The organism is Streptomyces misionensis (genome assembly GCF_007896895.1).
Classification (GTDB): Bacteria; Actinomycetota; Actinomycetes; order Streptomycetales; family Streptomycetaceae; genus Streptomyces; species Streptomyces misionensis_A.
The window spans coordinates 16,506-32,543 of the sequence record NZ_VOGW01000209.1 but is presented as its reverse complement, the minus strand read 5'-3'; the positions used below and the strand labels follow the sequence as shown (position 1 = coordinate 32,543).

18 protein-coding genes and 2 pseudogenes are annotated in these 16,038 nt (G+C 70.7%); 12 read left to right on the top strand and 8 right to left on the bottom strand.

What is annotated here, in order from left to right; genetic code table 11:
• Positions 1-22 precede the first annotated feature (22 nt).
• The 3 genes from FRZ03_RS38575 to FRZ03_RS38565 are packed head-to-tail and all read left to right on the top strand — an operon-like array spanning position 23 to position 1,764.
• Positions 23-607: a TetR/AcrR family transcriptional regulator gene (locus FRZ03_RS38575; RefSeq protein WP_261399516.1), complete on the top strand. Its 585-nt coding sequence runs from the start codon at positions 23-25 to the stop codon at positions 605-607.
• Positions 608-640: 33 nt separating this feature from the next.
• Positions 641-1,372, top strand: coding sequence for a Mut7-C RNAse domain-containing protein (locus FRZ03_RS38570; RefSeq protein WP_146469820.1), 732 nt, complete (start codon positions 641-643; stop codon positions 1,370-1,372).
• Between the two features lie 47 nt (positions 1,373-1,419).
• Complete coding sequence (locus FRZ03_RS38565) at positions 1,420-1,764, top strand: hypothetical protein (protein WP_146469819.1); 345 nt, start codon at positions 1,420-1,422, stop codon at positions 1,762-1,764.
• A gap of 8 nt (positions 1,765-1,772) precedes the next feature.
• Here FRZ03_RS38565 and FRZ03_RS38560 read toward each other — a convergent pair whose 3' ends face one another.
• Positions 1,773-3,803 (bottom strand): thioredoxin domain-containing protein, encoded by a 2,031-nt coding sequence (locus FRZ03_RS38560; RefSeq protein ID WP_146469818.1) that lies wholly within the window; start codon positions 3,801-3,803, stop codon positions 1,773-1,775.
• Between the two features lie 332 nt (positions 3,804-4,135).
• Between FRZ03_RS38560 and FRZ03_RS38555 the strand changes: the two genes are divergently transcribed.
• Positions 4,136-4,471 (top strand): GmrSD restriction endonuclease domain-containing protein, encoded by a 336-nt coding sequence (locus FRZ03_RS38555; RefSeq protein ID WP_146469817.1) that lies wholly within the window; start codon positions 4,136-4,138, stop codon positions 4,469-4,471.
• Positions 4,472-4,604: 133 nt separating this feature from the next.
• On the opposite strand, the gene FRZ03_RS38550 is transcribed toward FRZ03_RS38555, so the two are convergent.
• Positions 4,605-4,856: a hypothetical protein gene (locus tag FRZ03_RS38550; protein ID WP_186785838.1), complete on the bottom strand. Its 252-nt coding sequence runs from the start codon at positions 4,854-4,856 to the stop codon at positions 4,605-4,607.
• A 125-nt stretch (positions 4,857-4,981) separates the two neighbouring features.
• On the opposite strand from FRZ03_RS38550, the pseudogene FRZ03_RS38545 reads away from it, so the two are divergent.
• Positions 4,982-5,857: pseudogene (locus tag FRZ03_RS38545) on the top strand (IS481 family transposase); the annotation flags it as partial.
• A 40-nt stretch (positions 5,858-5,897) separates the two neighbouring features.
• Here FRZ03_RS38545 and FRZ03_RS38540 read toward each other — a convergent pair.
• Positions 5,898-7,940, bottom strand: coding sequence for an N-6 DNA methylase (locus FRZ03_RS38540; protein WP_146469815.1), 2,043 nt, complete (start codon positions 7,938-7,940; stop codon positions 5,898-5,900).
• Positions 7,941-8,716: 776 nt separating this feature from the next.
• On the opposite strand from FRZ03_RS38540, the gene FRZ03_RS38535 reads away from it, so the two are divergent.
• Positions 8,717-8,989, top strand: a complete 273-nt coding sequence (locus FRZ03_RS38535) for a hypothetical protein (RefSeq protein WP_146469814.1) — start codon at positions 8,717-8,719, stop codon at positions 8,987-8,989.
• A complete protein-coding gene (locus FRZ03_RS38530) occupies positions 8,986-9,393 on the top strand; it encodes a type II toxin-antitoxin system VapC family toxin (RefSeq protein ID WP_146469813.1) in 408 nt (135 codons plus the stop codon). The genes FRZ03_RS38535 and FRZ03_RS38530 overlap by 4 nt, the downstream gene beginning before the upstream one ends.
• Positions 9,394-9,425: 32 nt before the next feature.
• On the opposite strand, the pseudogene FRZ03_RS38525 reads toward FRZ03_RS38530, so the two are convergent.
• A pseudogene (locus FRZ03_RS38525) lies at positions 9,426-9,617 on the bottom strand (DUF255 domain-containing protein); the annotation flags it as partial.
• 81 nt (positions 9,618-9,698) lie between these two features.
• Positions 9,699-10,289, bottom strand: coding sequence for an ArsR/SmtB family transcription factor (locus tag FRZ03_RS38520; RefSeq protein WP_186785837.1), 591 nt, complete (start codon positions 10,287-10,289; stop codon positions 9,699-9,701).
• A 134-nt stretch (positions 10,290-10,423) separates the two neighbouring features.
• Here FRZ03_RS38520 and FRZ03_RS38515 point away from each other — a divergent pair, with 134 nt between their 5' ends.
• Positions 10,424-10,813 carry a hypothetical protein gene (locus FRZ03_RS38515; protein WP_146469811.1) on the top strand — a complete coding sequence of 130 codons (390 nt, stop codon included), beginning with the start codon at positions 10,424-10,426 and terminating at the stop codon, positions 10,811-10,813.
• A 254-nt stretch (positions 10,814-11,067) separates the two neighbouring features.
• On the opposite strand, the gene FRZ03_RS38510 is transcribed toward FRZ03_RS38515, so the two are convergent.
• Both FRZ03_RS38510 and mca read right to left on the bottom strand, forming a co-directional pair.
• Positions 11,068-11,310, bottom strand: a complete 243-nt coding sequence (locus FRZ03_RS38510; RefSeq protein ID WP_186785836.1) for a hypothetical protein — start codon at positions 11,308-11,310, stop codon at positions 11,068-11,070.
• On the bottom strand, positions 11,303-12,184 hold the full coding sequence (mca, locus tag FRZ03_RS38505) for a mycothiol conjugate amidase Mca (RefSeq protein WP_146469809.1): 882 nt from the start codon (positions 12,182-12,184) through the stop codon (positions 11,303-11,305). The genes FRZ03_RS38510 and mca overlap by 8 nt, the downstream gene beginning before the upstream one ends.
• A gap of 102 nt (positions 12,185-12,286) precedes the next feature.
• Between mca and FRZ03_RS38500 the strand changes: the two genes are divergently transcribed.
• Both FRZ03_RS38500 and greA read left to right on the top strand, forming a co-directional pair.
• Positions 12,287-12,685, top strand: a complete 399-nt coding sequence (locus FRZ03_RS38500) for a DUF4307 domain-containing protein (protein WP_146469808.1) — start codon at positions 12,287-12,289, stop codon at positions 12,683-12,685.
• Between the two features lie 235 nt (positions 12,686-12,920).
• A complete protein-coding gene (greA, locus tag FRZ03_RS38495; RefSeq protein ID WP_146469807.1) occupies positions 12,921-13,421 on the top strand; it encodes a transcription elongation factor GreA in 501 nt (166 codons plus the stop codon).
• A gap of 123 nt (positions 13,422-13,544) precedes the next feature.
• Here greA and ilvA read toward each other — a convergent pair whose 3' ends face one another.
• A complete protein-coding gene (ilvA, locus tag FRZ03_RS38490) occupies positions 13,545-14,774 on the bottom strand; it encodes a threonine ammonia-lyase (protein ID WP_146469806.1) in 1,230 nt (409 codons plus the stop codon).
• A gap of 162 nt (positions 14,775-14,936) precedes the next feature.
• Here ilvA and FRZ03_RS38485 point away from each other — a divergent pair, with 162 nt between their 5' ends.
• Positions 14,937-15,443: a MarR family winged helix-turn-helix transcriptional regulator gene (locus FRZ03_RS38485; protein ID WP_464862872.1), complete on the top strand. Its 507-nt coding sequence runs from the start codon at positions 14,937-14,939 to the stop codon at positions 15,441-15,443.
• 144 nt (positions 15,444-15,587) lie between these two features.
• The coding region (locus FRZ03_RS38480; RefSeq protein WP_146469825.1) for a SigE family RNA polymerase sigma factor at positions 15,588-16,038 on the top strand (451 nt) is incomplete at its 3' end.

The window sequence follows — 16,038 nt, the reverse complement described above, 5'->3', positions numbered from 1 at the left end:
CTCCGAAGGCGCCCGTCCCGGCCTGCGGGAACGCAAGAAGATCAAGACGCGGGAGGCGATCCGCGGGGCGACGTACGCGCTCATCGAGGAGCAGGGGTACGACGCCACGACGATCGACCAGATCGCCGACCGCGCGGAGGTGTCGCCGTCGACCGTCTTCCGGTACTTCCCGACCAAGGAGGACATCGTCCTCACCGACGAGTTCGAGGCGGTCGTCCTGGCGGAGATCAGGCGGCGGCCCGCGGAGGAGCCCTGGCCCGACACCCTCCGGTACGTGCTGCGGCACGCCGCCCGGGCCGGGATGGAGGAGGACCCGTGCGTCTCCAGGCTGCGCACCCACCTCATGGCCCAGGTCCCGGCGGTGCGCTCGCGGATGATGGAGAGCATGTCGGCGACCGGCCGCACGCTCTGCCGGGTCATCGCCGAACGCACCGGCCGCGCCCCCGACGACCTGGAGGTGCGGGTCTACGCCATGTCGCTGATCGGCGGCCTGATGGAGACCGGCGTGTACTGGGCCGAGCACGGCCACCGGGACGACCCGCGGGACCTCGTCGACCGCGCCCTCGACGTCCTGGAGCACGGCCTGCCCGGCGCCGGAAACCACTGAGACCCGGCCCGCTCCCCGTGCGATGCTGACGACGTGAACGGAACCGAGATCCGCGTCGAAGTCGCCCCCGAGCTGCACCTGTTCGTTCCCGCCGCCCGGCGCGCGGGCGCCACCGCGCTCGGCACCGACGGCGTCTCCACGCTCGGCCATGTCGTCGAGTCCCTCGGCATCCCGCTGACCGAGGTCGGCCCGCTGGTCGTGGACGGCCGCGAGGTGCCCCACGCGCACATCCCGCGGGCCGGCGAGACGGTGACCGTACGCCCGGTCGCACGCCCCCAGCACGTGCCCGGCGCCCCGCTCCGCTTCCTCCTCGACGTCCACCTCGGCACCCTGGCCCGCCGGCTGCGGCTGCTCGGCGTGGACACCGCGTACGAGTCCACCGACATCGGCGACCCGGCGCTGGCCGCGCGCTCGGCGGCCGAACAGCGGGTCATGCTCAGCCGCGACCGGGGACTGCTGCGCCGCCGCGAGCTGTGGGCCGGGGCGTACGTCTACAGCACCCGGCCCGACGACCAACTCCAGGACGTCCTCGACCGGTTCGCCCCCGAGCTGCGCCCCTGGACCCGCTGCACCGCCTGCAACGGCCTGCTCAGGCAGGCCACCAAGGAGGAGGTCGCCGACCAGCTCAAGGGCGGCACCCAGCGGTCGTACGACATCTTCGCCCAGTGCACCTCCTGCGGCCGCGCCTACTGGAAGGGCGCCCACCACGAACAACTGGAGGCCGTCGTGGCGCGGGCGTTGAGCACACGTACTCAGGGGAGTTGAGTAGGCGGCCCGGTGCCGGGGGCCGGGCGGCGCGGTGGGATGGAGGCATGAACACCATGACTCCGCAGCCGGTCACCCTCACCCAGCGCCAGAAGGACCGCTTCATCACCGGCTGGTCCCTCGCCGGAATCCTCCTGCTGCTGCCGATCGTCGTCCTGTCCTGGATGGTGGTGCTCTCCGGCGAGCGCGGCAGCCGGTGCGTGGAGTACGGCGAGCAGTGCTCGACCGTCCCCGGCTGGGCCCTCTACCTCGCCTTCTTCGTGGCCGTCGGCGCCGGCATCACGGCCCTGGTCTGGCCCAGGGGCACGGCGACGTACGCCAGGGCCACGACCGTCTTCCTCCAGTGGGGCGCGCAGCTCGCCCTCGGGGCGATGATCCTCGACGGCGCCTGACGCGCCGCTCAGCGGCCCCCGAGGGCGCCGCGCAGCCGGTCCGGGTCGGTGGTCGGGGCGTCGCAGGTGAAGTTGCGGCAGACATAGGCCGCCGCCGCGCCGGAGACCAGCGGACGGTCGGCGAGCAGCGGGAACTCGTCGCCGTCCGGGGTGCCCGCTGCGACCACCGCGCCCGGGGCGGTGCCCTGGAGCGCCGTGCGGTGCAGGACCGCCGTCGCCTTGTCGGTGAGGGACGGGCCGACGACCGCGACCTCCCGGGGCCCGTCGAGCAGCGCCTCCGCGACGGCGAGCCCCCAGCCGATGAACCGGGGCACGCGCGGCCCGAGCGCCGCCACGACGCCCAGCGCCCGCTCGGCGGCCGTGCGATGGGCCTCGGAGCCGGTGTGCGCGGCATAGCCCAGCAGGGCGCCCGCGGCGGCCGACCAGCCGGACGGGGTGGCGTTGTCGGTGGGGTCCTGGGGGCGGCGGATGAGCTGTTCGGCGTCGGCCGCGGTGTCGTAGAGCGCGCCGGAGCCGGGGTCGGTGAAGCGGTCGAGCACATGGCCGAGGAGCAGTCCGGCGAAGTCCAGCCAGACGCCCTCGCCGGCCACGGAGGCGAGCGCCAGGAAGCCCTCGGCGACGTCGGCGTAGTCCTCCAGGACACCGGAGTTGGGCCCGACCCGGCCGTCCTTGCTGGTGCGGGCGAGCCGGCCGTGCTCGTCCAGGTGCACCCGCACGAGCAGGTCGGCCGCGCCGAGGGCGGCCTCGACCAGGTCGGGGCGGTCGAAGTAGGCGCCGGTCTCGGCGAGCGCGGCGACGGCGAGACCGTTCCAGGCGGCGACGACCTTGTCGTCCCGGCCGGGCGCGGGCCGCCGGTCACGGGCCGCCAGCAGCCGGCGCTTGACGGAGGCGATCTTCTCGGCGTCGAACACGCCTTCGTTCTGCGGGAGTTGCAGGACCGACCGGCCCTCCTCGAAGGTGCCCTCCTCGGTCACCCCGAAGAACTGGGCGGCGACGTCGGCGTCGTCACCGAGGACGTCGCGAAGCTGCTCGGGCGTCCAGACGTAGTACGCGCCCTCGACGTGCCGCCCGTGCCCGTCGTCGCTGTCGGCGTCGAGCGCGGAGGCGAACCCGCCCTCGTCCGTGCGCAGTTCGCGGACGAGGAAGTCGGCGGTCTCCAGGGCGACCCGCCGGGCGAGTCCGGACCCGGTCGCCCGCCACAGGTGTGCGTACACCCGGCACAGGAGGGCGTTGTCGTACAGCATCTTCTCGAAGTGGGGCACCGTCCAGTCCCGGTCGACGGAGTAACGGGCGAACCCGCCGCCGAGCTGGTCGTAGATGCCGCCGCGGGCCATCCGCTCGCAGGTGTCCTGCGCCATCTGGAGCGCGCCCTCGGCCCCGGTGCGCGCGTGGTGGCGCAGCAGGAACTCCAGCACCATGGACGGCGGGAACTTGGGCGCGCCGCCGAATCCGCCACGCTGCGGGTCGTACTCACGGGTCAGCCCGAGCAGCGCCTGCGCGAGTTCCTGCTCCCCCGGCGGCCGCGTCCCCTGGTGCGCGATCTCCCGCTGCGCCAGGTCCCGCACGATCTTCCCGGCGACCTCGCCGACCTCCTCGCGCCGGGTGCTCCACGCCTGCTGGACGCCCTCCAGCACCTGCCGGAAGGAGGGCATGCCGTGCCGGGGCGCGGGCGGGAAGTAGGTGCCGAAGTAGAAGGGCTCGGCGTCCGGGGTGAGGAACACGGTCATCGGCCAGCCGCCCTGGCCGGTGGCGGCCTGCACGGCCTCCATGTAGACGGCGTCGACGTCCGGCCGCTCCTCGCGGTCGACCTTGACGCTGACGAAGTGCTCGTTGAGGTAGTCGGCGGTGTCCTGGTCCTCGAAGGACTCGTGGGCCATGACGTGGCACCAGTGACAACTGGAATACCCCACGCTCAGCAGCACCGGCACCCCCCGGCGCCGAGCCTCCTCGAACGCCTCCGGACACCACGGCCACCAGTCGACCGGGTTGTCCGCGTGCTGGAGGAGGTAGGGCGAGGTCACGCCAGCCAACCGGTTCATACGGACCAGCCTCTCACAACGCGCGATAGCCCTCGCGGAGCCCACGAGCCCCCGCTCTTCTTGGCGGCATCTCACCCGTGGGCCTGGACGTGGTGGTGCCGGACCTACCGTGATCGATTCCGCCTTGAGCTCCCCGTCTGTCAGTGCCGCTCCCCAGGATTCACAACGAACGTCCGTCCAAGGATCACTGCGTACGGCGGGCGTGCTCAGTGAGCGCAACAGGCCGCAGGCGCCAGTCCACCAGCCCGGACCGACCATCGTGCCGGTCTCCCGGCTCGCCGACCGAGTGCTGACCGGCGAGATCGTGCCGCCGAAGTACCAGCGGGGTTCGTGTGGGGGACCGCACCGAGATCCTCCACCTCCTGGATTCGGTCCTGCGTAACTACCCCATCGGCAGCCTGCTGCTGTGGGACACCACGGAGCAACTCGCCAGCGAGGAGACCGTGGCGGGCTTGGAGGTGGACCCGCCGTGTCCAGGGCGCCCGGTCAAGTACATTCTCGACGGCCGGCAGAGGCTCGCCAGCATCATCGGCGAACTGCACGGCGGCACCGGCTCCTGGGACATCGCCTACGACCTGGAAGAGGAGCGCTTCTTCCAGCGCACCCCGGAGAGCCCGGCCGGACCGCACATCATCCCCATGCGGAAACCGGCAACAGCGGCACGCTGAGTAGCCAACCGATAGCAGGACGGCTGCAGGGCGGGCACCAGGACGGCCGTCGAAACGACGGCCCAATGCATCCGAGTGTCGTTCGGTGCCACCGGCAGGCTTTCCCCCGGGGTACCGCCGGCCAGGACCCCGCCTACCGGCCGATTCCGGGCTTCACGGCTTCCACGGCTCCCGCCGGCCGTGCGTCCGCGGTGTGCTCGATACCCCGGAACCCGTTCCCGAGGTAGCCGCCGATCACGATGGCGGTCGCCGCCGCGCCAAGGGCGAGCGCCAGTCGTTCGCCTCTCGACAGAGCAGTCGCGCCCGCCGACGGTGCGGTCCGGCGGTAGACGAGCACCCCGGTCGCGAAGGCCCCGGAAACAACGAAGGCGGTGATCAGGTCCAAGGTCATGTACACGAAACCCCTCGAGTTCGGAGCTCGCCGCCGAAACAGGACGCCTTGGCGGCGGGCACAGGCAAACGGCCTGGTCCACGGATGGATGCGACACCCCTCGGTCGGAGCTGCCTGGGTCGGCTAAACGCTTCCAGGTCAGCCACACCACCGCCGCACGCTGGGCCGGCCGCTACCGGCAGCTGGGCGAGGCCGGGATGCACGACCGCTCCAGCCGCCCGCACCACAGCCCGCACCGGACGCCTGCCGGGATCGAGGCGGAGGTGGTGCGGATGCGGCGCGAGCACCGCATCGGCCCGCTGCGGCTCGCCGCCCGCACCCGGATCGCCGCCTCCACCGCCCACCACATCCTCGTGAGGCACGGCCTGCCCCCACTGGCAGCCTGCGACCGGGCCACCGGCGAACCAGTCCGCCGCTACGAACGCTCCCATCCCGGCGAACTCATCCACATCGACGTCAAGAAACCCGGCCGCATCCCCGACGGCGGCGGCCACAAAGTCCTCGGCCGAGCGGCCGGCCGGGCCAACCAGGACCGCCGAAACGGCACCGGATACGCCTACCCGCACACCGCCCTGGACGACCACTCCCGCCTGGCCTACACCGAGCACCTGCCCGACGAGACCGCCGCCACCTGCGCCGGCTTCCTCACCCGGGCTACCGCCTGGTTCACCGCCCAGGGCGTCACCGTCGAACGGGTCCTGACCGACAACGCCTGGGGCTACACCAAGAACACCTGGCGCGACACCTGCCGCGAGCTGGGCATCAGCCCCCGCTGGACCAGGCCCTGGCGCCCGCAGACCAACGGCAAGGTCGAACGCTTCCACCGCACCCTGCTCGACGAATGGGCCTACCACCGGCCCTACACCTCAGAAGCCGAACGACAGGCCGCGTTTCCCGACTGGCTCGACTGGTACAACTACCACCGACCCCACACCGGCATCAGCGGCCAACCACCCGCCAGCCGCGTCACCAACCTGTCCGAACAGCACACCTAGAGCACCACCACTGCGGTGGTGGTCGGGGCTCCGGCCGCCTTCATCTCCTCAGGAGGCTGTTTAGCGCCTTGCTGCGGATGTCCCGCGTCGTTGCCAGTTGCTCCAGCAACCGCCGCTCATGGGCGTCGAAGCTCGTCATGGCTTCGCCGATGGACCGCTGGGTGTCGAGATCGGGAAGGGTGACGGGCAGCATCCCGAGTACCTCGAGCGAGATGGTCCGCAGCGCCAGGCTTCCGGTCGCATGGGTGTCGAGCCACTCCCGAGCTCCGGGGCTACGCAGGAAGGCCGCCAAGTAGTGAGAGTCAACGGTGCTGGGAGGAGTGATCACAAAACAGCCGGTGCCGCAGACCCATCCCTGCTGTTCTTCTCCAACAACGGCGCATCGCCCGAGATCGCCCCGGCGGGCGACCACGATGTCCCCGCGGTGCAACCGAAAGCGGTCAAGTCGTTCGGCATGCTGCTCGGAGATGCATTTGATGCCGTCCTCGATGAAGCCGATGCCCGAGATGTCTTTTGGCATTACAACCGGAACCCCTCCAGCCTCCACGTAGTCCTGGGCCCGGACCAGGCTCCCCGAAGGCCCTGCGAGCAACCGGACGGGACGGCCACCGACCGTCGCCCCGCCGCTCATCACGTCCTTCAGCAGCAGGTTCTGGCATCGGGTGCCGTCCTGCGCCAGCTGATCCTGTGCGCCGACGATCTGCGCCAGTTCTGCTCCAAGCTCCGACGTCTCGCGGTTGCGCCTCTCGAAATCGGCCAGCATGGCGCTCAGGTCTGCGGCCTCGCCCGGCCCGCCCTCCGTCCGGAGGTAGGTACGCGGATCCAAGTTCCCCGCGTTCTCGATGAGTTCGGCGTAGGGAATCGATCGGGAAAAACCCGGCTCGTCCACCTCCTCCGAGGTTCCAAACCAGAGCCGGAAGCGATCTGCGATGCGGTCGATGTCCTCGCCGGACAGCACGCGGGGCCTTTCCGACGACCGGCCCCCCACGCTGCGTGCATCGACGAGTATCACGGAGTCGCTTCGGTGCGCCGGACGGGACCGACGGCCCCGGCCGAGTACCCAGACGTGCACGGCGATGTTGGTACCCGCGAAGAGGTGCGCCGGCAGCGCGATCACCGCGAGAACCGCGCCCAGGGCGACCATCTCACGGCGGATCCGCGCCTCCGCTCCTCCCGCCCAAGCCGCCCGCGCAGGCATCACGACCGCCGCGATCCCGCCTTCCTTGAGTTGGGACCAGGCAAGCTGCAACCAGGCGAAGTTGGCACTCGACTCCGGTGGTGCGATGAACTGCCGCGCCCCCCACCCGTCGATCTGCTGATTGAACGGCGGGTTGCTCAGCACACGGTCGACACGGCCCAGGTTTCGGTCCCGCAACAGCGTCGCCGGATCCGCCAGTTCCACCTGCGGCACGCTCACCCCGTGCAAGGCCAGGTTCAACATCGCCGGGCGCACGTTGCTCCGATCCACGGCGTACGCCTCAAACGAGTTGTCACCGACCGACCCCCGCTCGGCCAGATGCCGAGCGGCAGCCGCGAGCACGCTGCCGACACCACAGGCTGGGTCCATGATCCGGTCTCCCGAACGAGGGTCGGCCAGATCCACGAGCAGATCAGCAACCCCGCGCGGCGTGTAGAACTCCCCTCCCGGCAACGCCCCTTCCGCCGCGTGCCGTTGGAGCAGCAGCTCACACACGTCGGCCACCGCGACCTCTCGGAAGCCGGGGCCCCGGTCCAGCTCCGCGACGAAAGCCGTCATCCAGGCGCCGTCGTCCGGTCCGCTCCCGAGGTCGAGGTCGGCCGACCAGAGCAGCGGAAAACCCGGATGCCGGGCCGCCTCCTGCAGGGCGCCCCGCAGGTCGGTCACCGGAGAGAAACCGGCGGCGGCCTCCGCCGAAGCGCGTTTCCACCGCTTGACGAAATCGCCCTCGGGTCGGCCCTCGTCCTCCGCAAAGGCGGCCAGCACCAGGATCGCCAGCATCGCGTCGAGGTCGCCGGCCGTACCGCGGCCGCGTCGGTAGGGCGCGTACGCCCGCCACAGCCGCTCGGCGACTTCTGCTGCCGGGTCTACCGCTTCTGCGATCATGGAATGCCTCTCCCTCGAAGTCCTTCTACTCCTACTTCACCTGGCTGATGACGTACGCCCCGGCGCTGACCGTGATGAGCAGGCACAGTCGCAACGTTGCCCCCGTGCTCTGCATCGCCTTACCCAGCAGTTCGATGAACGCCTTCATTGCACCCAACCCCTCGAAAGACCGAGTGCGCAGGTTTACTGCGCACTTCGCCGACCGCGAGCTGACACCCCGACAGGTCGACACAGCACTCAGACTAGCGGCAAACTCCGCCTCACAAGAGGAACGGCGCATCGGACAGGAGCTGAGCAGACTCCTTGCGCAGCAAGACTGCGCACTTTGACCAGAGGTAAGTAGCAGCTCCAGCCAGCGATCCACTCAACGGAACTGCGACGACAGCACGCCAACGGGAGCCAATGAATGACCCAGATCACATCAACGCTCGCCGGTCGGACGTGGTGACGGTTCACCGGGCGGACACCACCGGCGTGACGTCGACCGGACCGGAGCATGTGCCGCTGGCGGTCGAGACAGTAAGTGCCCGATGACGGAGGGCACGGACCGAGCGATGGAGATCAGTAGAACGCGAAAGCGGAGGTCGGCCTCAATCGGCGGACCGAGCGGGCGGGGTAGTGACAACGGGCTACTGCGCGAGCACGGAGGCCGAGACACTGCGCCCGCCCACCCCGAACCGAACAGGCTTCTCAGCAGAAAGCGCCTCCATGACGCGGACAGGCATGGGGCACAGAAAGCCTCCCTTCTGTATTAAAAAGTGTCTTACACTGCGACCATGAAGCCGACCCGAGCCGGGACCACCGAGAACATCTCAGTGTCCATGCCCACCGAGCTGGTCAGCGAGCTCCGCTCCCGAACCGGTCGCCGCGGCCTGTCCAGCTACATCACCGAAGCTGTCAGACACCAGCTGGCCATGGACGGGCTCGCCGAGATCGTCGCATCCCATGAGGAAGAGCACGGCGCGCTCACCGAGCAGGAGATCGAAGCCGCTCGTCGCGAGCTGTTCGGAGACGTGAACGCCGAGAATGTCGAGCGGGGCGCCGCGTGAAGGAGCAGCCGGCCCGCTCGCTGGTGCTCGACTCCGAGGCGCTCTCCCTGCTCCTGCGCAACGACCGCGCCATGGCGGCTCGCATCGAGGCATCCCGACAGGCCGGGGTGCCTGTTCTCGTATCTGCGCTGACCATCGTCGAAGCCGTACACGGGAAAACCGACCTGGCGCGCCTGAAGTGGGTGCTCTCCCGGCTGCGCGTGGAACCAGTCAGCCAGGAGGACTCCCTGACAGCGGTGGAACTGCTTCAGGACGCGGGCGGGCTGCACGGGCACAAGTACGCGATCGACGCCCTCGTCGCCGCACTCGCGCTCCGCGTCCCGGCTCCCGTGATCGTTCTGACCTCCGACCGGGACGACTGGTCGAAGCTCTGCGGGAAGCGCGTGGTCATCAGGGACGTCTAACACCGCCGACTACTGGGTTCGCGAGTTCACTGGCACCAGTGGCAGCTGCTGTACCCCACGCTGAGCAGCACCGGTCTGCCGCTCCGGCGGGCCTCCTCGAAGACCTCGGCCGACCAGGGCCACCAGTCGACGGGGTTGGCGGCGTGCTGGAGCAGATACGGCGACGTCTCATGGGCCAGTCGGTTCACCGTTCCGCTCTCCCATGAGCCCGGGCATCTCCCCATGCGTCGGGGGCCGGGTCTCGCGAGCCGGTCCGTTCGCCCGGTCTCACGAGCCCGCCGGGTCTCCGGTCCGTTCACTCGGTCTCACGAGCCCGCCGGGTCTCCGGTCCGTTCCTCGGTGGCGTCGGGCACCGCGTAGTAACGGATCATCACGGGACGCGCGCCCTCCGGGGCGTCCTCGCGCAGGTGGCCGTAGCGCTCCAGGAGCGCGTGGTACTCGCGCATGAACGCGAGCAGCTCCTCCCGGGTCATCCAGGTGTTGGTCCGCTGGATCTGGGTCCAGCCCTCGGGGCCGGTGTACTCCCGGTGGGCGCGGTGGTAGAGGGCCGTGTCGAACTCGATCTTCAGGTGGGCGAGGTCGGCGGCGGCCGCGTACTCGTCGGGGGTCATCGTGGCCGGGTCCGGCGTGATGTGCCGCAAGGGCAGGGAACGCCACCAGCGCTCACGGCCGCCGGACTTCTCCGGGATCTCCTCGATGAGTCGCTGCTCGGCGAGTTTGCGCAGGTGGTAGCTGGTGGTGCCGGAGCTTTCGCCGAGTTCGCGGGCGAGCACCGTGGAGTTCGCCTCACCGTGCCGGCCGAGGTAGTCCAGGATCCGGCGGCGCAGGGGGTTGCCGAGGGATTTGTAGAGCGCGGTGCGCTCCAGGCTGGTCATCTCGGGCAGGCCGTCCGTCATGCGGCAACGGTATCCCCGAGAACCCTGAGAGATCCCCGAGGTCTGCCGAATTTTCTTTGCAGAATTTTCTCTGCGTTCTAGAGTGGAGGCAGTCGGGTCGAGGACCTTGGGACGCATGAACAGGGGGGCGGACTGTGACCGCGCGGAAGAAGAGGTGGGCGCTGATCGGGCTGGGCGCGGCGGCGGTCCTGCTGGTGCCGTGGATGGTGTGGCTCGGAGTCACGCTGCCGGGCAGCGCGCGGGTGGACCACTGGCGGCTGGCCTGGATCGGCCTCGACGTCCTGATGGCGGCAGGCTGCGCGGCAACAGCCGTCCTCGGCCTGCGCGCCGACCCACGGGCCCGCCTCACCGCATCCGCCACGGCCTCGACCGCGATCCTGGACGCCTGGTTCGACCTCACCACCGCGGGCACGGGCGCGGACCTGCTCCAGGCGGTCATATGCGCGGTGGCGGAGGGGGCGCTGGCAGGTGCGTGCATATACCTGGCGGTGAGCAAGGGGAGGTGCGTGGCGCGGTCGTCGTAGCCGGCGGACGACAACCCCGGGGTCACGACAGCCTGGGGGCGCCGACACCGGGGGCACCGGCACCGCGGTCCGCGCGGGTCGGCCGCGCGTCCGGTGCGCACCGACGGCCGGCGTACGGGCCGACCGGCGGACAGTCGCGGTGCTCACCGGCCGCCTGTGAGCGCACATCCGTTCTCGGAAAGCGTCAGGGCTTCGGGGCATGCGTCCGGACCGCCACGCCCGTTGCGGGGGTGGGCGGTCCGGTGGGCCCGGGGTCAGCCCCGGGGTGCCGCGGAGTCGGCCGGCCGGCCGGTCTCCCTGTTCACGTCGGAGGGCTCCTTGAAGTCGACCTTCCGCATGTGCTTGTTCATCGACTTCATCAGGCCCCACACCGCCAAGGCCATCACCGCGAACACGATGAAGCCGAGGACACCGGGGGTGACCTTGTTCTGGTCGAGATCGGCGAGGGAGACGAGGTCCGTCGCTGCCAGGCTCACGCTTGCGCTCATATCAGGCATTGTCGCGGATGCCCGCGAAGAGGTCGTCCTCGGGGAGGGAGGTGTCCACGAGCGACTTCGCGAGCTCGTACTCCTCCGTCGGCCAGACCTCCTTCTGAAGGTCCATCGGCACCCGGAACCAGCCGCCGTCCGGGTCGATCTGCGTGGCGTGCGCGATCAGCGCCTTGTCGCGGACCTCGAAGAAGTCCGCGCACGGAACATGCGTGGTCAGAGTGCGTTCGGTGCGCTCCATCTCGCTCCAGCGCTTGAGCCACTCCCCGTACGGCGACTCCAGACCGCGGTCGAGCATCGCCTGGTGCAGGGCCTCGGTGCGCGGGCGGTTGAAGCCCTGGTTGTAGTACAGCTTCAGCGGCTGGAAGGCGGGCCCGAACTCGTCCTCGGGGTACTTCTCGGTGTCCGCCGCGCCCTCGAAGGCCACCATCGAGATCTTGTGGGTCATGATGTGGTCGGGGTGGGGGTAGCCGCCGTTCTCGTCGTAGGTGGTGATCACCTGCGGGCGGAAGGAGCGGATCTGGCGCACCAGCTCGCCGGCCGCCTTGTCGACGTCCTCCAGGGCGAAGCAGCCCTCGGGCAGCGGGGGCAGCGGGTCGCCCTCGGGCAGCCCGGAGTCCACGAAGCCCAGCCACTCCTGCTTGACGCCCAGGATCTCCCGGGCCTCGTCCATCTCCTTGCGGCGCACCTCGTGGATGTTCGCCTCGATGTACGGGTCGCCCTGGAGCTTGGGGTTGAGGATGGAGCCGCGCTCGCCGCCGGTGCAGGTCACCACCAGCACGTCCACCCCCTCGGACACGTACTTCGCCATGGTGGCCGCGCCCTTGCTCGACTCGTCGTCGGGGTGCGCGTGAACGGCCATCAGTCGCAACTGATCAGTCAAGACTCAATCCTCGGTAGGTTGGCGCCCCAAGGGTCAAGGCGCAATCGCGGGCTTCTATAGTGACCGAATCGGGGGGCGATTAATTCCGCGGAGAGGACGATCATGAGTACGGCGAGCACGGGGCTGCCCGCGGGCCGCTACGGCCGCTCCTCGGACGAGCGTGCCGACCGCAAGCTCAAGGTCGCCGCGGTGGTGCTCGGCGCGGCGCTGCTGGCGCTGGTCGGTTACTTCGCCTACCACTACATCGTGCAGAGCGAGATAAGCGCCCAGGTCATCACCTTCGAGGCCACGGACGACGCGGTCAAGGCGCACCTGGAGGTCCACAAGGACTCCGGCACGGACGGCTACTGCACCCTGCGCTCGCAGGCGGCGGACGGCACCGAGGTGGGCCGCGCCGACTTCCGCTTCACCGGTTCGGCCACCCGTATCGACAAGGTCGTCACGCTCCGTACGACCGCCAAGGGCAGCACGGCCGAGCTGCTGGGCTGCCACGCCGGCTGACCAGGGCGCCGGGCCGGCCGGTCCGGTGGACGGCCCGCGGAGCGGCACGCCCGGGCGCTCTGTGCTTCTCGTCCGGAATGTCCGGGACCTCACCTGCGTTGACGTGATTCTGAGGGCTTATGTCCTCCCCCTTCCGCGGATGAATTGTTAGGCTCGTGGTTTCGCCCATCCATGAGGGAACAGTCTTCTGGGTAGGGCGATGCTTTGTATTCCCAGTACCGACGAGGAGCACCCTGTGACCCAGACCAGCGAGAACGTCACCTGGCTGACCCAGGAGGCGTACAACAAGCTCAAGGACGAGCTTGCGTACCTTACTGGTCCTGCGCGCACGGAGATCGCCGCCAAGATCGCGGCCGCGCGCGAGGAGGGCGACCTGCGCGAGAACGGCGGGTACCACGCGGCCAAGGAGGAGCAGGGCAAGCAGGAGCTGCGCGTGCGGCAGCTGACCCAGCTTCTCGAGAACGCCAAGGTGGGTGAGGCCCCGGCCTCCGCCGACGGCACCGTCGCGCCGGGCATGGTCGTCACGATCGCCTTCGACGGTGACGAAGACGACACGCTGACGTTCCTGCTCGCCTCCCGCGAGTACGCGAGCGCCGATGTCGAGACGTACTCGCCGCAGTCGCCGCTCGGCACCGGCGTCATCGGCCACAAGGTCGGCGAGGACGCGGAGTACGAGCTGCCGAACGGCAAGAAGGCTTCGGTGCGGATCCTGAAGGCCGAGCCCTACAACGGCTGAGCCGGCCCGGTCCGCCGACGAGACCCCCGGCGCCCGCCATGGGCGCCGGGGGTCTCGTCGTGGTCGCCGTACCCGCGTATCTGCCGTACCCGCGTATCTGCCCGTACCGGCGTCCCCCGCGACTCAGGGGATGACGGTGTAGCCCGCGTCGCCCAGGGCCCGGCCGACCTCGGTGCAGTGCGCGGGGCCCTTCGTCTCCAGGTGCAGCTCGACCTCCGCCTCGCTGAGCCCCAGCCGGGGGTCGGTGCGGACGTGGCTGACGTCGAGGACGTTGGCGTCCACCTCCGACAGCACCCCGAGGAGCGTGGCCAGGGCGCCGGGCCGGTCGGTGAGCCGCAGCCGTACGGCCAGGTAGCGGCCCTGTGCGGCCATGCCGTGCCGCAGCACCCGCTGCAGCAGCACCGGGTCCACATTGCCGCCGGACAGCACCGCGACGACGGGGCCCTCGAAGGCGCCGGGGGCCGCGAGCAGCGCCGCGACCGGGCTGGCCCCGGCCGGTTCCACCACCAGCTTGGCCCGCTCCAGGCACAGCAGCAGCGCCGCCGACAGCTGGTCCTCGCTGACCGTGCGCACCTCGTCCACCAGCTCGCGGATGATGCCGAACGGCACCACGCCGGGCCGGCCCACCTTGATGCCGTCGGCCATCGTCGCCGGGTTCGCCACCGCCACCGGGTGCCCGAGGGCCAGCGAGGGCGGGTAGGCCGCGGCGCCCTCCGCCTGGACGCCGATGATCCGCACGTCCGGCCGGACGGCCTTCACCGCGACCGCGATCCCGGCCGCGAGTCCGCCGCCGCCGATCCCGACGACGATGGTGCGCACCTCCGGGCACTGCTCCAGGATCTCCAGGCCGACCGTGCCCTGGCCCGCGATGATGTCCGGGTGGTCGAAGGGGTGGATGAAGACGGCGCCGGTCCGCGCCGCGTGGTCCTGGGCGGCGGCCAGCGTCTCGTCCACCACCTGGCCGGTCAGCCGCACCTCGGCGCCGTACTCGCGGGTCGCGCTGACCTTGGGCAGCGGGGCGCCGTGCGGCATGAACACCGTGGCGTGCACGCCCAGCAGGGAGGAGGCGAGGGCCACGCCCTGCGCGTGGTTCCCGGCGCTCGCGGCCACCACCCCGGCCGCCCGCTCCTCCGGCAGCAGCCCGGCGATCCGCACATAGGCGCCGCGCAGCTTGAACGAGCCGGTCCGCTGGAGGTTCTCGCACTTCAGCTGCACCGGCGCGCCGACCAGTTGGGACAGGTGCCGACTGCCCTCCATCGCGGTCGCCCGCGCCACGCCGGAGAGCATTTTCTGGGCTCCGCGCACATCGTCGAGGGTGACGGAACGCAGCGGAGCGGTCGGGCGGTGACTCATGCCTCCAGCATCGCAGCTCGCGTCGGCGCCCGGCGGTCGTGACCAAGCTCCGGAACGGGTTCGCGCAGCGCCGGTACGGTCCGGCGCCGGGCCGCGTACCCTGTCCCCCAACCTTGCAGCCCTTCATGAAGCGAGCCTCCGGCCATGCCCACAACACCTGAAATGTCGATGGACATGACGACCGTCGGTGATCCCGGTCTTCTCGACGCCCTCCAGCACGAGGTCGCGGTGTTCGCCCGCCGAGCCGAACAGACGCGCCTGGGCGGTGTCGGGCAGGTGCGCAACTCCATGGACCGCGCCGCCTATCTGCTGCTCAACCGCCTGGACAAGGAGGGCCCGATGGGCGTCAAGGCGCTCGCCTCGGGCATGGGCATCGACTCCTCCACGGTCACCCGGCAGGTGGCCCCGCTGGTCGACACCGGTCTGGTCAAGCGCACCTCGCACCCGGAGGACGGCCGTGCGGTGGTGCTCCAGCTGTCCCCGCGCGGCGCGGCCCGGCTGGCGGAGGTGCGGTCCTCCAGGCGCCGGCTGATGGCCGAGCTGACCGAGGACTGGGCGCCCGAGGAACGCGAGCAGTTCTGCACCCTGCTGACCCGGTTCAACCACGCCCTGTCGGCCCGTACGGCACAGGGGGGACCGGCCGCCGCGGAGCGGTCGCCGCAGTCCTGACCGGCCGGCCCACGGTTGCCGCCCCGAGTCTTGACCCCGGGCCCCGGCTGGCCTCATATGAGATCCGGGTCCCGCGTCGTACGCGATTCACCTGTCCCGTACCGGACGGGGCCCCTCGACGGGGGAGGCGCGGTGCGAGGCGCGGTGCGTGATCGGCAGGTGTCCCAGGACGACCGCCGGGCCCGGGAGTTCGAGTCGTTCGTCGCGGGCGCGGCCGGGCGGCTGCTGCGCGCCGCCACGCTGCTCACCGCGGAGGCCCCGGACGCCAATCCGCGTGCCCGGCGCCTGCTGACGCTGGCCCTCGGCCACACCTACGCCCGCTGGCACCGGCTGCGCGGCGAGGACCCGTACGACTGCGCGCGCCAGTACCTCGCCGTCCGCTTCGCCCGGACCGCCTGGCACCGCTCCGGAGTCCTCCGCCGCTCCCGTCCGGCGCCGCGCGGCCCGCTCGCCGCGCTGACCGCGCAGGAGCGGCTGGTCCTGGTGCTGCGGGTGTACGAGGGGATCGCCGAGGAGCAGACGGCGGCGCTGCTGGGGTTCCCCCCGGAACGCGTGCACACGGTCTGCGACCGCGCGGTCTCCACGGTGCTCCACC